Source organism: Erythrobacter neustonensis, assembly GCF_001663175.1.
In the GTDB taxonomy this organism is placed as follows: domain Bacteria; phylum Pseudomonadota; class Alphaproteobacteria; order Sphingomonadales; family Sphingomonadaceae; genus Erythrobacter; species Erythrobacter neustonensis.
Genome location: NZ_CP016033.1, coordinates 2,841,511 through 2,855,076 on the forward strand (window position 1 = coordinate 2,841,511; position 13,566 = coordinate 2,855,076).

15 protein-coding genes are annotated in these 13,566 nt (G+C 65.2%); 9 read left to right on the forward strand and 6 right to left on the reverse strand.

From position 1 onward, the window contains the following. Positions 1–19: 19 nt before the first annotated feature. Entirely contained in the window at positions 20–850 is an 831-nt protein-coding gene (locus tag A9D12_RS13170) for an LD-carboxypeptidase (protein WP_068352578.1), read from the reverse strand. A 56-nt stretch (positions 851–906) separates the two neighbouring features. Between A9D12_RS13170 and A9D12_RS13175 the strand changes: the two genes are divergently transcribed. Together A9D12_RS13175 and A9D12_RS13180 are read left to right on the forward strand one after the other, a co-directional pair. Beyond that, a complete protein-coding gene (locus A9D12_RS13175; protein WP_068352580.1) occupies positions 907–2,337 on the forward strand; it encodes a glutamate ligase domain-containing protein in 1,431 nt (476 codons plus the stop codon). Beyond that, entirely contained in the window at positions 2,334–2,612 is a 279-nt protein-coding gene (locus tag A9D12_RS13180) for a hypothetical protein (RefSeq protein WP_068352582.1), read from the forward strand. Before A9D12_RS13175 ends, A9D12_RS13180 begins: the two co-directional genes overlap by 4 nt. Here A9D12_RS13180 and A9D12_RS13185 read toward each other — a convergent pair. After that, complete coding sequence (locus A9D12_RS13185; protein WP_156522887.1) at positions 2,609–3,145, reverse strand: group I truncated hemoglobin; 537 nt, start codon at positions 3,143–3,145, stop codon at positions 2,609–2,611. The two genes, A9D12_RS13180 and A9D12_RS13185, sit on opposite strands and share 4 nt — an antisense overlap. Positions 3,146–3,169: 24 nt before the next feature. Beyond that, positions 3,170–4,180 carry a DUF3034 family protein gene (locus tag A9D12_RS13190; RefSeq protein ID WP_231889635.1) on the reverse strand — a complete coding sequence of 337 codons (1,011 nt, stop codon included), beginning with the start codon at positions 4,178–4,180 and terminating at the stop codon, positions 3,170–3,172. 176 nt (positions 4,181–4,356) lie between these two features. On the opposite strand from A9D12_RS13190, the gene A9D12_RS13195 reads away from it, so the two are divergent. Both A9D12_RS13195 and A9D12_RS13200 read left to right on the forward strand, forming a co-directional pair. Beyond that, on the forward strand, positions 4,357–4,926 hold the full coding sequence (locus A9D12_RS13195; protein WP_156522888.1) for a cupredoxin domain-containing protein: 570 nt from the start codon (positions 4,357–4,359) through the stop codon (positions 4,924–4,926). Then, on the forward strand, positions 4,923–7,250 hold the full coding sequence (locus A9D12_RS13200) for a putative bifunctional diguanylate cyclase/phosphodiesterase (RefSeq protein WP_068352587.1): 2,328 nt from the start codon (positions 4,923–4,925) through the stop codon (positions 7,248–7,250). Before A9D12_RS13195 ends, A9D12_RS13200 begins: the two co-directional genes overlap by 4 nt. 27 nt (positions 7,251–7,277) lie before the next feature. Here A9D12_RS13200 and A9D12_RS13205 read toward each other — a convergent pair whose 3' ends face one another. The 3 genes from A9D12_RS13205 to A9D12_RS13215 all read right to left on the reverse strand — a co-directional run bounded on the left by A9D12_RS13205 (position 7,278) and on the right by A9D12_RS13215 (position 9,777). After that, the gene (locus A9D12_RS13205) at positions 7,278–8,060 is read right to left on the reverse strand and encodes a transglutaminase-like domain-containing protein (protein WP_068352589.1); all 783 of its coding nucleotides are present in this window, start codon (positions 8,058–8,060) and stop codon (positions 7,278–7,280) included. Between the two features lie 102 nt (positions 8,061–8,162). Beyond that, positions 8,163–8,819, reverse strand: coding sequence for a glutathione S-transferase family protein (locus A9D12_RS13210; protein WP_068352593.1), 657 nt, complete (start codon positions 8,817–8,819; stop codon positions 8,163–8,165). Positions 8,820–8,829: 10 nt separating this feature from the next. Further along, positions 8,830–9,777 (reverse strand): DUF808 domain-containing protein, encoded by a 948-nt coding sequence (locus A9D12_RS13215; protein ID WP_068352595.1) that lies wholly within the window; start codon positions 9,775–9,777, stop codon positions 8,830–8,832. Positions 9,778–9,991: 214 nt separating this feature from the next. Here A9D12_RS13215 and rpsF point away from each other — a divergent pair, with 214 nt between their 5' ends. The 5 genes from rpsF (at position 9,992) to A9D12_RS13240 (ending at position 13,565) form a co-directional block, all read left to right on the forward strand. Next, positions 9,992–10,357 (forward strand): 30S ribosomal protein S6, encoded by a 366-nt coding sequence (rpsF, locus tag A9D12_RS13220; RefSeq protein ID WP_068352603.1) that lies wholly within the window; start codon positions 9,992–9,994, stop codon positions 10,355–10,357. Then, positions 10,357–10,581 carry a 30S ribosomal protein S18 gene (gene rpsR / locus A9D12_RS13225; RefSeq protein WP_017665523.1) on the forward strand — a complete coding sequence of 75 codons (225 nt, stop codon included), beginning with the start codon at positions 10,357–10,359 and terminating at the stop codon, positions 10,579–10,581. Before rpsF ends, rpsR begins: the two co-directional genes overlap by 1 nt. A gap of 11 nt (positions 10,582–10,592) precedes the next feature. Next, positions 10,593–11,198, forward strand: coding sequence for a 50S ribosomal protein L9 (rplI, locus tag A9D12_RS13230; protein ID WP_068352610.1), 606 nt, complete (start codon positions 10,593–10,595; stop codon positions 11,196–11,198). Between the two features lie 175 nt (positions 11,199–11,373). Further along, the gene (locus A9D12_RS13235) at positions 11,374–12,810 is read left to right on the forward strand and encodes an AMP nucleosidase (protein WP_068352612.1); all 1,437 of its coding nucleotides are present in this window, start codon (positions 11,374–11,376) and stop codon (positions 12,808–12,810) included. Further along, a complete protein-coding gene (locus A9D12_RS13240; protein ID WP_068352614.1) occupies positions 12,807–13,565 on the forward strand; it encodes an SDR family NAD(P)-dependent oxidoreductase in 759 nt (252 codons plus the stop codon). The genes A9D12_RS13235 and A9D12_RS13240 overlap by 4 nt, the downstream gene beginning before the upstream one ends. The last annotated feature ends 1 nt before the right edge of the window (position 13,566 follow it).

Below are 13,566 nucleotides of genomic sequence, written 5' to 3' on the forward strand. Positions count from 1 at the left end.
ATTATTTTGGGGCGCGCCGTTACGTCCGCGCGGGCGGACTGGCAAGGCCGAAGGGCACAACCCTGTTGGCAGAGGTGTGCCCGATCAGCGCCCGGCCAAGATAGGGCACCCCCATCCGGTCGCACCAGAACCGCGCGATATCTTCCTCGCCTTGCCCGAATTCGACGTAGTTTTCGGGCACGTCGGTAATGCTTCCCAGCCTGAGGCCGGCGATCCGCGGCAGGCTTCCGGCAAGGTGGAAGAACAACCGGTCGACCGAATACATGTATTCGGCCACTTCCTCGACCATCAGCACGTGGCCGGTAAGATCCGGCATCATCGGCGTGCCCGCGATCATCGCCAGCGTCATCAGGTTGAAGGCGGCGACCGGGGTGGTGCCATCGATGCTCGGCTCGACCCCGCTGGTGTCGCCTTCGAGCCAGCCGAGCACCCGCCGGATCGCCGTCCGTCCGCCTTCCGACCGCGCGCTGACCGGCATCGAGCCATGCACGCTCTGCCCGATCCGCGCGCGGTAAAGCGCGGCAAGCAGATAGCCGCAGTCGGAAAAGCCGATATAGGTCTTGGTCCGCGCGGCGGCGTTCATCTGCGCGGTCGCGGCCTCGGCGATGCGGTTCGAACCATAACCGCCCTTGGCGAACCACACGACATCGAAGGCAGGATCGTTGGCACATTCGAGCAGCGCCGACAGCCGCCGCAGATCATCGCCCGCAAAATGGCCCGCGCGTTCGAAACACTGGTCATGGAACGTGACGCGGTGGCCCGGAAATTCGGCCGCCACCAAGGCTTCGAGCGCATCGCTCTGTTCGCGGGTGATCGGGGTGGCCGGCGCGCAGATCGCGATATTCGTCATGCCATGCAGCCTATGGCGCTTGTCAGGGGGCGCGCAAGCCAATAACCACGCGGCATATGGATAACGCAGCCGAAACCGGGTCGCTGGCCGCGCGGCCCCTGTTCTTTTGCGGCATCGGCGGGTCCGGAATGCTGCCCCTTGCCCAGATCGCCCACGGCCTCGGCCACCCGGTCGCAGGATCGGATCGCAGCCGCGACCAGGGGCGCACGCCCGAGAAATTCGCCTGGATGGAAGCGAATGGCTTTGCGCTGTTTCCGCAGGACGGCAGCGGCGTGACCTCGCCCGATCAGGTGCTTATCGCATCGGCCGCGATCGAGGATAGCGTGCCCGAGGTTGCCCGCGCGCGTGCCTTGGGCTGCGAGAGATTGAGCCGCGCCGAACTGCTCTCGCGGCTGTTCAACGCCGCCGAAACCTCGGTTGCGGTTGGCGGGACATCGGGCAAATCGACCGTAACCGGAATGATCGGCTGGATCATGGCCGAGGCGGGGCGCGATCCCACGGTGATGAACGGCGCGGTTATGAAGAACTTCGTCTCGCCCGCTAATCCCTTTGCCAGCGCGCGGATCGGCGGCGCGCCGGGTGCGTTCGTCAGCGAGGTCGACGAAAGCGACGGCTCGATCGCGCTCTATCGCCCCAGCGTGGGCGTGCTGCTCAATGTCAGCCTCGACCACAAGAGCATCGAGGAACTGCGCGAATTGTTCGGCAATTACGTCGCGGCCTCGGATACCGCGGTGATCAATCTCGATAGTGCCGAAGCCGCAGGACTTGCCGCGCGCGCCCGCGCTGCCGTGACTTACGGTTTGCAGCAAACATCGGCGGATATTTCGGCGGCGCCGGATTCGATCGCGATGACCGCAACCGGAATCGCAGCGCAGGTGATCGACAACCGCACAGGCGAAACCTTCGCGCTCGCGCTGCCGATGCCGGGGATGCATAACCTGTCGAACGCGCTCGCCGCGATCGCCGCCGCGAGTGCTGCGGGCATTGCGGTGGGCGAGGCGGTGCGCGCGCTGCACGGCTTTGCCGGCCTTGCGCGCCGGTTCGATGTGGTCGGCACGTCGCCTGCGGGGATCACCGTGATCGACGATTTTGGCCACAACCCGGAAAAATGCGCCGCCACCCTGCGCACGCTGAAAGCAACGCCGGGCCGCGTGATCGCGTTCTTCCAGCCGCACGGCTATGGCCCCTTGCGCCAGATGGGTGAGGAACTTGCCGGCACTTTCGCACGCGAACTGGGGCCGGAGGATATCACGATCCTGTGCAATCCGGTCTATTTCGGCGGCACGGTCGATCGCAGCATCGGCAGCGAGCGGATCAGCGCACTGATCGCGCAGCACGGCGGCACCGCCGAGCATATCGCCTCGCGCGAAGATTGCGGCAACCGCATCGTCGCCCTCGCCCGGCCGGGCGACCGGATCGCGGTGATGGGCGCGCGCGACGACACCTTGAGCGAATTTGCCCGGTCGCTGCTGGCGCGCCTCGCGTGACGCTTTATGCCCGCGCGCGCCGCCACGCGTGGCGTATGGCTGCCGTGACGGTGTTGGCGGTGCTGATGGTGGTGGTGGCCGATCGTTTCGTGGGCCATTCGACGCTCGCCTTTGCCGCAGCGATCGTGATGCTGATCTTGGCGAACGCGCCGATGTTGAAATTCAACTGCCCGCGCTGCGGCAAGAATGCCTTTTTCCGCGGCCCTTTCGTGGTGTTCTGGCCCAACCGCGTCTGCACACGCTGCGGCCATGATCTGGACGGACCGCGCGCCTAGCGTTCGATCACGTCGCGCGACATCGGGGCAAGCTTGGCGAGCAGACGGTTCTGCGCGGCGAAGGGCACGTTCGCCTCGCGCATCGCAGCCTGAAGGTTTTCGACCAGCGCGTTCATGTCCCCGCGGGTGACACCCATGTCGGGGTGCGCGGTCTTCATGTCGCGCCCGGTGTAATCGCACCCGGCATTGAGCAGGTAGCAGAACTGTTCGGACAAGGTGCGCTTCAGCCGGACCATATCGTGCGCGGCGAAGATCGCGGCAATGCGCGGATCGGCCTGCGACAGATCGACCGTGCGCGCCGCGATCCGCGCAATCCCTTCGCGCCCGCCGAACGATGCGGCAAGCCGCGCGCTTTCATAGGGGTTGGCTCCGGCATTGGCATTGGACTGCGCATAGGGTTCGGCCGGGATTTCGCCGGTCACAGGATCGCGCTCCTTCACCGTCACGCCGAATTCGGCATCCCAGTCGGTGGCTTCGGCGGGCGCCTGTTGCATCAGCATCAGGGCAGCGGTGGCAGTGGCGGCGAGCAGCATCGGCAAGGCTCCGGCAATAGGGGATCAAAAGGCGACCTGCGCGGAGACGAACCCGCCGCGCTGGCCCGAGAAGGTGGCGACAGCGCCAAGGTCGACATAAGCCGCGGTCATCGTGAGATGATCGGTCAGCGCATAGGCGGCGAACAGATCGATCCAGTCATCCTCCCCCAGCCCGAGATTGTCGGGCTTGGTGCGGTATTCGGCGCCGACGACCATCCGGCGCGACAATTGGTAGCCGAGCGAACCTTCGAATTGCAGCGCATGATCTGCGGTGCCCGATCCGAAGCCGAGCAGGCCAAGTTCGTTCGCCCTGGTGTATCGCAGCGTCGCATTCGCCAGCAGACTGCGCGCGAGCAGCAGTTTGGTCGCGCTCAGCGTAATATCGGTGCCGCTGTCATCGGCCGCGCCCAGCGCGCGCACCAGTGCGCCGTCGCGGCTGCGCTTGTGTTCGATACCCAGCGCGATCTGCGGCAGCCACGCTGCGCCATAGACAAGATCGCCCGCGATCCGCAGCTTGGCTCCGTAAGTGTCGAGATTGAACGTGTAGCCCTGCCCGATGCCGAGCGCCGCGCCGGCATCGCGGGTATCGAAATCGGCGCGCGCGATTGTAACCTCGATCCGGTCGCCGATGCCCAGCGCCGCGCCGTAGGACCGCCAACCGAAATCGGGCAGTTCGATGGCGGTGACGTGCGCCGAAAGGCCCACGCCGCGGCCCGTCTGCCGTCCGGCAATCGTCGCCCAGCGCGCCAGTCCGCCGCCCGAAGATCCCTCGACCGTGGTGACGCCGTTGGTGAGCAGCAGCTTGCTGCCACGAACGGGGCGCTGCAGCCCATCCGCCAGGCGCGGCGCAGCGAGCCTGTTAGCGGCCCGATCAAGCGGTGCGATTGCCGGGGGGGACGCCTTCACGCCGGGTTCGCGCATGGCTGGCACAGCAGGTTCGTCATTAACCACGACCTGCTCGATCCGGGCATCCAGCACGGGCCGATAGGCGATGAAAGGAGCATTGGCGTCGGCGATCAGAACGGCGCAGGACATACTGGCGCTAAGCAAAAACATCGTCCGGCGCCTAGGGTTAAACGGTTTCCAAAATTTAAACCTCGCAGGCAGAATTTGTTAACGCCTCTGACTTAGCGGGCTCTGCAATGACCCATAGCCTGCGTTCACGATTAACCCTTTTCGCCATTGCGCTTTTGGGCGGTGGCAGCACATTTTTGGCATTCGCCGTGGCCGCCGCTCCACCCGCCAGCCTGCGTGTGCAGGTGGTCGATGCGAGCGGAATGCCGCTGCGCGATGCAGTGGTCGAACTGCGCCCGGCAAACGCGAGCGGCGGCGCGATCCGGTTCCCGTGGAAGATGGGAATGGCGCAGAAGAACCGCCAGTTCGTGCCCGGCACGCTGATCGTTGCGAAAGGCAGCACGGTCGCCTTCCCCAATCTCGATAACGTGCGCCATTCGATCTACAGCTTTTCCAAGCCGGCGCGGTTCGCGATCGACCTTTATGGCCGTGACCAGACCCGCACCCAGACCTTCAATGTTGCGGGCAGCATCAAACTGGGCTGCAATATCCACGATGACATGCGCGGCTATATCCGCGTCACCGACACGCCCTTTGCCGCCAAGACCGATCACAACGGCTATGCCACGCTGACCGGGATGGCAGGCGGCAGCGCCAGCCTGACCGTGTGGCATCCGATGCTGCGCACGCCCACGGGCGAAAAGCGGTCGGCGATCACGATCACGGGCGGCGCGCAGAACCACAAGCTGGCGGTCGCATTGCGATGAGCACGGCATTTCCACGCGCGCTGTTGTCGCGGTTGGCCAACCTGCGGATCGGATCGCTGCGGGCGCGCATCGCGCTGCTGTTTGCCGCGCTGTTTGCCGCGGTGCTGGGCGTGGTGGTGATGCTTGCAGCCGGTGCGCTCGCCAATTTCGGCGAAGACAGCGCGGCGCGCGACATGGCCGCCAATGCGCGCGTGTTCGACGAGATCCTCGCCGCACGCGCGCGCCAGATGAGCGATGAGGCAGGCGTCCTCGCCCACGATTTCGGCTTCCGCGAGGCGGTCGCGACGGGCGATGCGCCCACCATTGCGAGCGCGCTCACGAGCCTCAAGGACCGCGCGGGCAGCGACATGGCATTCGTCCTCACGCTCGAAGGCGAGGTGCTGACCGCCGATGCTGCGGGGATTCCTGCGCCGCACACGCTCTGGACGAAGCTCGACGCGGGCAAGACCCGCGGGATCATCCGTTCGGGCCGCGGTCTTGCATTGGCGGCTGCCGCCCCGATCGAAGCGCCCGACCTGATCGGCTGGCTGGTAATCGCCCAGCCCTTCGACCGCGCCGAGCTTGACCGGCTGGTCGAACTCGCCCCGATCGCGCTTGGGGCGCAGGTGGTCGAAAATTCGCGGCAGCAGCGCTGGCTGCGCACCGCGCGCGCGGACACCGTGTTCGAGCGCGAGCTTGGCGGCGAGCGCACGCTGGTCCACGTCTCGGACCTGGCCGTTTTGCAGGAGGGGATCAGCCCGCGGCTGGTGCTGCGACATCCCTTGGCACAAAGCTTGGCCGCATTTGGCCACCTCAAGCTGCTGCTCGGCGCGCTCGCGGCGGCGGGGATCGCACTGGTGCTGGCGATGGGCTGGCGGATTGCGCGTTCGGTAACCGAACCGCTCGAACAGCTCGACGAGGCGACCCGCGCAATCAGCGAAGGCCGCGAAATCAGCCTCGATATCGTCACCGACGACGAGGTTGGCCGGCTGGCCGAAAGCTTCAACCAGATGGTTGCCGCGATCGACGAACGCGAAAGACAGATCATCCATGTCGGCCTGCATGACGGGTTGACCGGTCTGCCCAACCGCAAGCTGTTCACCGAGCAGCTCGGCAACACGCTCGCACGGCGGCGCGGGGATGAACGCGTGATGGTGGCCTATGTCGATCTCGACGATTTCAAGATGGTCAACGATTCGCTGGGCCATCCGGCGGGCGACGCCTTGTTGCGGATCATCGCCGATCACCTGCGCGAAGACCTGCCCGATGCGCTGATCGCCCGGCTGGGCGGCGATGAATTCGCGATCCTGATCGACAATATCGACCCAAAAACACCCATCGAAACGATCGCCGACCGGTTGCAGAACTGCTTCGACCGGCCAATCATGATCAACGGACAGGCGGCGCAATCGGGCGCGAGCATCGGCATCGCGATCGCGCCGGGTGACAGCAATGACGGCGCCACGTTGATGAAGCATGCCGATCTGGCGCTGTACCGGGCGAAGCACGAAGGCAAGGCGACCTACCATTTCTTCGAGCCTGCGCTTGACGAAGCGGCCCGTCGCCGCCGCCAGATGGAGCTCGATCTGCGCGCCGCGATCAAGGACGGCGGCTTCACGCTCAATTTCCAGCCGCTCTACAATCTTGCAGAACGCCGGCTGACCGGGTTCGAGGCGCTGATCCGCTGGAACCATCCTGTGCGCGGGCGGATCAATCCGGCCGAATTCATCCCGCTGGCCGAGGAAACCGGACTGATCATCCCGATCGGCGAATGGGTGATGCGCGAGGCCTGCCGGCTTGCCAGCAAGTGGCCCTCCGATGTCACTGTCGCAGTCAATGTCAGTGCCAAGCAATTCGCCGCCGGCGGGATCGCATCGACCGTGATGTCGGCGCTTTCGTCGAGCGGATTGCCCGCGCACCGGCTCGAACTGGAAATCACCGAAAGCATCTTCATCGCCGATGTCGAAACCACGCTGACGACCCTGCATTCGCTGCGCAACATCGGGGTGCGGATTGCGCTCGACGATTTCGGGACGGGTTATTCCTCGTTGAGCTACCTGCGCTCCTTCCCGTTCGACAAAGTCAAGATCGACCGCAGCTTCATCGAGGATCTGGGCACGAGCACCAGCGGCCACGCGATGATCCGCGCGATCACGATGCTAGCCGAAGCGCTGGGCATGGAAACGCTGGCCGAAGGCGTCGAGGATGTCGCGCAGTTCGAAGTGCTCGAACGCGAAGGTTGCCAGAACATCCAGGGCTATCTGTTCTCGCGCCCGGTCGAAGCCGATGCGGTGTTCGGATTGCTGCGCGAAGGCGCAGGTTATCAGCGGCAGTTGGCAGGCTGAGCGCCCGCGGCAATCGCCCTGCCCCGCTCAGTCGGGAAGCTGGGTGACGCTGACCTTCTGGCTGTTGAAATAGAGCGGGCCAAATGCGGTCAGGAACGCGACATCGCCGCTGTCGCGGCCGATGCCAATCTTGGCCATCTCGCCTTCGGTCGCCATCCCGGTCGCGTCGACCAGATGCCATTCGCCGCCGAGGAACACCTCGGCCACCGCGTGGAAATCGGGCGGGGTGACGCCGGGGGCATAGACGCTGGCGAAGCGCGCGGGGATTTCTCCGGCGCGCGCCAGCGTGATCAGCAGGTGCGCATAATCGCGGCAGACGCCTTCGCGCCCGTGGAAGGTGTCGATCGCGGTCGTGTCCGAATTGCTCGACCCCGGGACATAGGACAGGTGCCGCGCCACCCAGTCACGGATCGCCGCCAGCCGCGCGCCGCCCTGGAAGCGGCCGAAGTTGCTGTCGACGAAATCGGTAAACTGGTTCGAGGCGCAATAGCGCGACGGCAGCAGATATTGCACGGTCTCGCCCGGCAGGCGGTGCGGCGGGATCGCGGGCAGCACTGCCGGATCGCGCAAGATCCGCTCGATCCGCACGATCGCGCGATAATCGGCGGTGAATTGTCCTTCGGTGCGCAGCCAGATCCGCTCGCCGATATTATCCTGCGCAGGCACGCGGGCAAGGTGCTCGCACGGCGACAGCAGCAATTCGGAGTGTTCGATGATCTGCTCGGGGATCGCGGCGGCTTCGATCTGAAGCAGCAGGTCGCAGGCGCGCGACAGGTTGTAATCAAGTTGAACGTTGATCTGAAGGCGCAAGATGTGTGTCCGTTCGCATAAGGTCGTGCGCCCAGGTGCGACAACTGGGCGTTAACTGGGGACGACAGGCGCATTTGCCAAGCCGCGCGGGCTGCGCAATCCTCAGCCTTCGCGGGGCTCGTCGGCCAGCGCCTTGCGGCCCGCTTCCTCGCGTGCGACCGCGCGCTGGTAGGCGGGGCGTGCGGTAAGCCGCTCGCGGTAGGCCTTGAGGCTGCCGGGCACGCCCTCGTCCAGCCCGACGCTGGCGGCAAGGATCAGCGCATAACCGATGCAGATATCCGCCACGGTGAAGCGGTCGGCGCACAGGAATTCGCGCGTGGCAAGGCGCTGTTCGATCTTCACCAGCCGCTTGTGGAACCACTTGGCGTAAGCCTGCCCCGCCTCCTGCAACCCCTTGTCCTTTTCGAACAGGCAGAAGCGCATATAGACCGTCTGCGGGAAGGTGATCGTCGCATCCGCATGATAGGTGTAATCGAGATAGGCGGCATAATCCGCCTCGCCCGGCGCGATCGCCAGTAGGCTCGGCCCGGCGCGCGTGGCGAGGTAATGCGCGATCGCGCAGCTTTCGGTCAGCCTGTCCTCGCCATCGATCAGCAGCGGCACCGTGCCGAGCGGGTTCAGCGCGAGATATTCGGGCGCAAGATAGCGCGGCGGGAACGGGAGGATGCGCAGATCGATCTCGGCCCCCGCCTCCTCCGCCGCCCAAGTCGCGCGCAGCCCGCGCGACCCTGCGCAGGTGTAGAGGATCGGCTTGGTCATGGGCGGGCGCTCAATGCGCCTTGTCCGCGCCGATCTTGAACACCTTGTGGACCACGAAAGCGATGATCGCGCCAAGGATCAGCCCTACCACCGCCGACAGCGCGGTCGCGGTCAGCCAGCCGGCGACCCCGCCTGCCGCGCCCGTCATTCCGGCAACCGCAACCTCGGCCCCGTGGATCGGATCGTAGAGCCCGTCCCAGCCCAGCTTGTGCAGGCTGTCGACCACGATGTGACCGCCCACCCACAGCATCGCGACCGTGCCGACGATCGACAGTGTCACCAGCAGCTTGGGCACGAAGCGCAGCAGGAACCGCCCGAAGGCCTGCGCCGCCGAACTTGCCTTCTTGGTGAGGTGAAGCCCGATATCGTCCAGCTTCACGATCAGCCCGACCGCGCCATAGACCGCGATGGTCACGACCACCGCCACCAGCGCCAGCACCGCACCGCGCATCACCAGCGATTCGCTGGCAACCTCGGCCAATGCGATCGCCATGATTTCGGCCGAGAGGATGAAATCGGTGCGGATCGCCCCGCCCACGCGCTCGTTCTCGAAGGCGACCGGATCCGTGATCTCGTCCTCGAGCGTTTCGCCGTGCTTGCCGAAGCCCAGCTTCTCCATCACCTTTTCCGCGCCTTCATAGGCCAGGAACGACCCGCCCAGCAGCAGCAGCCAGACGATCGCCTGCGGCAGAAATTCGGACAACAGCAGCGCGGCAGGCAGCAGGAAGACCAGCTTGTTCTTGAGGCTGCCCTTGGTGATCTTCCAGATGATCGGCAGCTCGCGCGCCGGGGAAAGCCCAGTGACATAGCTCGGCGTGACCGCCGCATCGTCGATCACGACGCCCGCGGTCTTGGTGCCTGCGCGTCCTGCGGCGACCGCGATATCGTCGATCGACGCCGCCGATGCCTTGGCGATCACCGAAATGTCGTCGAGCAGCGCAACCAGTCCTGTCGGCACGGTAATAATCCCCCTTGATGCGATTCGCATAAGCCAAAGCGCGCGCCTGCCCGTCCTGTTCCTTGCGCACAAGACTTGCATTCGCCCCCGAACCCTGTAAGGGCGCGGCCTTCGCATGGGAACCGCCTGTGCGATTGATCGAAGAAAGCCGGAGGGGCCCTGCGCAAGCCTGCGCAGACAAGCCAGCGATCGGCATAGAGTGAAAGGACGCAAGATGGCTCTGTATGAGCACGTCTTTCTTGCGCGTCAGGATCTGAGCCAGGCTCAGGTTGATGCGCTTGCGGCGCAAGCCACCGAAATCGTCGAAGCCGGCAACGGCAAGGTCGTCAAGACCGAAACCTGGGGCCTGAAGTCGCTCGCCTACAAGATCGAGCGTAACCGCAAGGCGCATTTCGTGCTGCTCAACATCGATGCCCCCGGTTCGGTGATTGCCGAGCTCGAGCGTCAGACCCGCATCAACGAAGACGTCATCCGCTACATGACCATCCGCGTCGACGAGCACGAAGATGGCCCGAGCGTGATGATGCGCAAGAACGAACGCGAGCGTAAGCGCCGCGAAACCCGTGAGGAGCGTGACTGATGGCCCGCCCGTTTTTCCGTCGCCGCAAGTCCTGCCCGTTCGCGGCCAAGGATGCCCCCAAGATCGATTACAAGGACGTGCGCCTGCTGCAGGGCTTCATGTCCGAGCGTGGCAAGATCGTGCCTTCGCGCATCACCGCCGTTTCGGCGAAGAAGCAGCGTGAACTGGCCCAGGCGATCAAGCGCGCCCGCCAGATCGGCCTGCTGCCGTTCATCGTGAAGTAGGAGAAAGAGACATGGATATCATTCTCCTCGAACGGATCGAAAAGCTCGGCTCGATCGGTGACGTCGTCACCGTGAAGGACGGTTACGCCCGCAACTTCCTGCTCCCGCAGAAGAAGGCCCTGCGCGCGAACGAAGCCAACAAGAAGGTCTTCGAAGCCAACCGCGAGCGCCTCGAGAAGGAAAACGCCGAACGTCGCACCGACGCCGAAAAGACCGGCGAAAAGGTTGCCGGTGCAGAAGTGGTGCTGATCCGCGCCGCTTCGAACGCCGGTCAGCTTTACGGTTCGGTCAGCGTGCGCGACATCGTGTCGGGCCTCGCCGATCAGGGCCACGACGTTGACAAGCGCATGGTCATTCTCGGCGCGCCGATCAAGACCATCGGCATGCACGACGTCACCATCGCCCTGCACCCCGAAGTGCGCGTGACGGTGAAGGCCAATGTCGCGCGTTCGGACGACGAAGCCAAGCTGCAGAGCGAAGGCGTCGACGTGCTCAAGGCGATGTTCGACGACGAACAGCGCGAAATCGAAGAGCAGGCCGAAGCCACCCGCATCGACACCAGCCTCGAGCCGGGCGAAATCCCCGCCGAACTGATGGACGACGGCGAGGACGACTAAGTCTCGCAGCCTTTCAGGCTCACAAACACATGCAGGGCGCGAAGATCACCATGATCTTCGCGCCCTTCTTGTAAACGGGCCATGCTTCTTGAAGACCCCGCCTTGCCAAGCGCGGTGTCCCGCGCAAGAAATGGTGCCACATAATCATAACAACATAGGAGCAGAGACAACTGCCATGATCGACATTCCCGGGATACTCGCCGCGCTCCAGCAGCATTATGACGATGCGGTGCGCACCTTGCGCGACGATGTAATCGCGTTCGGCACCAGCGGCACGGTCCCCGCCGCGGCAAAGCGCACCGATGGCAGCTATGCCTATCCGCAGCTGACCTTGCGTTACAACGGCATCGGCAAGGGCCAGGACCGCCCCCGCGCCTTCGGCCGGCTGGAAATGCCCGGCACCTATATCACCACCGTGACGCGCCCCGATCTGTTCGCGCAATATCTGACCGAACAGCTTTCGCTGATCGCGGACGAATATGATGTCGAGGTCAGCGTCTCGCGCTCGCGGCAGGAAATTCCCTTCCCCTATGTGCTCGACGGCGCGGCAGGGGCGGCGATGGTCGGCATTTCGCCGCAGGCGATCGCGGCGCATTTCCCCTCGACCGATCTCGCGCTGATCGGGGATGAACTCGCCGACGGGATCGAGATCGACAGCATGGCCGATATCCCGCTGTCGCTGTTCGACGGCCTGCGCACCGATTATTCGCTCGCCCGGCTCAAGCATTACACGGGCAGTGAAGTCAGCGATTTTCAGGACTTCATCCTGTTCACCAACTATCACCGCTATGTCGATGAATTCGTGAACTGGGGCGCGGCGCATATCGGCAAGGATGGCTACGTCGCGCTGACCGGGGCGGCCGGGCTCGACATCCGTGAACCGACCCAGCACGCGCAGGATCAGCTCAACGACACCGCTTGGCGGCGGCACCAGATGCCCGCCTATCACCTCGTGCGCGAGGATGGCCGCGGGATCACGCTGGTCAATATCGGCGTCGGCCCGTCGAACGCCAAGACGATCTGCGATCATCTCGCGGTGCTGCGCCCGCATGCATGGCTGATGATCGGCCACTGCGGCGGCCTGCGTTCGACCCAGAAGATCGGCGATTTCGTGCTCGCGCATGCTTACCTGCGCGATGACCACGTGCTCGACCCCGTCCTGCCGCCCGAAGTGCCGATCCCGCCGATTGCCGAAGTGCAGCAGGCGATGGCCGAGGCTGCCGAGCAGGTCGCGGGCGTGCAAGGCGCGAACCTCAAGGCACGGATGCGGACCGGGACGGTGGTGACCACCGACGACCGCAACTGGGAGCTGCGCTACTCCTCCTCGGCCAAGCGGTTCTCGCAAAGCCGAGCGATCGCGATCGACATGGAAAGCGCGACCATCGCCACGCAGGGCTACCGCTTCCGCGTGCCTTACGGGACGCTGCTGTGCGTCTCGGACAAGCCGCTGCATGGCGAGATCAAGCTGCCGGGGCAGGCCAACAAGTTCTACGAGGAAGCCATCGCCGCGCACTTGCAGATGGGGATCGTCGCCTGCGCGATGCTGCGCGACGAAGGCGACCGGCTGCACAGCCGCAAACTGCGCGCCTTCAACGAGCCGCCCTTCCGGTGACGCGTTCGCGCTCCATCGCGGGCCGGGTGGCCATCGTCACCGGTGCGGGCAGCGGGATGGGGCGTGCGACCGCGCTGCTGTTTGCGGCCGAGGGCGCAATGGTCGCGGTGGTCGACCGCGATTTCGTCGCGGCCAAAGCGGTGGCGGCGGAATGCGGCGCAGGCGCGCGGGCCTATGCGCTCGATGTGGCCGATGGCGATGCGATTCCCCGCGTGGCGGCGCAGATTGCGGAGGATTTCGGGCGGATCGACATTCTGGTGAACAATGCCGGGGTGTCGAGCTTCGCCGCGCTCGATGCGCCCGATTACGAAGACGTGTGGCACCGCGCGCTCGGCGTGATGCTGACCGCGCACCAGCGGATGGTGCGCGCCTGTCTGCCGTGGCTGCGCCAGAGCGATGCAGGCCGGATCGTCAACATCGCCTCGACCGAAGGCCTGGGCGCAACCCCGGGCGATACGCCCTATGTCGCGGCGAAAAGCGGCGTTGTCGGCCTTACCCGCGGGCTCGCGGTCGATCTCGGGTGCGACGGGATCACGGTCAACTGCATCTGCCCCGGCCCGATCCGCACCGCGATGACGGACGGCGTGGCCGAGGATCACAAGGCGATCTTCGCGCGGCGGCGCACCGCGCTCGGCCGCTATGGCACGCCAGAGGAGGTCGCGCATGTCACGCTGTCGCTGGTGCTGCCAGCGGCAAGCTATATCACCGGCGCGGTTATCCCGGTCGATGGCGGGCTGATGGCGCGCAACGCCTGAC

Coding starts and splice junctions, on each gene's coding strand:
- A9D12_RS13170 (WP_068352578.1), bottom strand. CDS start 850: ATGACGAATATCGCGATCTGCGCGCCGGCCACCCCGATCACCCGCGAA.
- A9D12_RS13175 (WP_068352580.1), top strand. CDS start 907: ATGGATAACGCAGCCGAAACCGGGTCGCTGGCCGCGCGGCCCCTGTTC.
- A9D12_RS13185 (WP_156522887.1), bottom strand. CDS start 3,145: ATGCTGCTCGCCGCCACTGCCACCGCTGCCCTGATGCTGATGCAACAG.
- A9D12_RS13190 (WP_231889635.1), bottom strand. CDS start 4,180: ATGTCCTGCGCCGTTCTGATCGCCGACGCCAATGCTCCTTTCATCGCC.
- A9D12_RS13200 (WP_068352587.1), top strand. CDS start 4,923: ATGAGCACGGCATTTCCACGCGCGCTGTTGTCGCGGTTGGCCAACCTG.
- A9D12_RS13210 (WP_068352593.1), bottom strand. CDS start 8,819: ATGACCAAGCCGATCCTCTACACCTGCGCAGGGTCGCGCGGGCTGCGC.
- rpsF (WP_068352603.1), top strand. CDS start 9,992: ATGGCTCTGTATGAGCACGTCTTTCTTGCGCGTCAGGATCTGAGCCAG.
- rpsR (WP_017665523.1), top strand. CDS start 10,357: ATGGCCCGCCCGTTTTTCCGTCGCCGCAAGTCCTGCCCGTTCGCGGCC.
- rplI (WP_068352610.1), top strand. CDS start 10,593: ATGGATATCATTCTCCTCGAACGGATCGAAAAGCTCGGCTCGATCGGT.
- A9D12_RS13235 (WP_068352612.1), top strand. CDS start 11,374: ATGATCGACATTCCCGGGATACTCGCCGCGCTCCAGCAGCATTATGAC.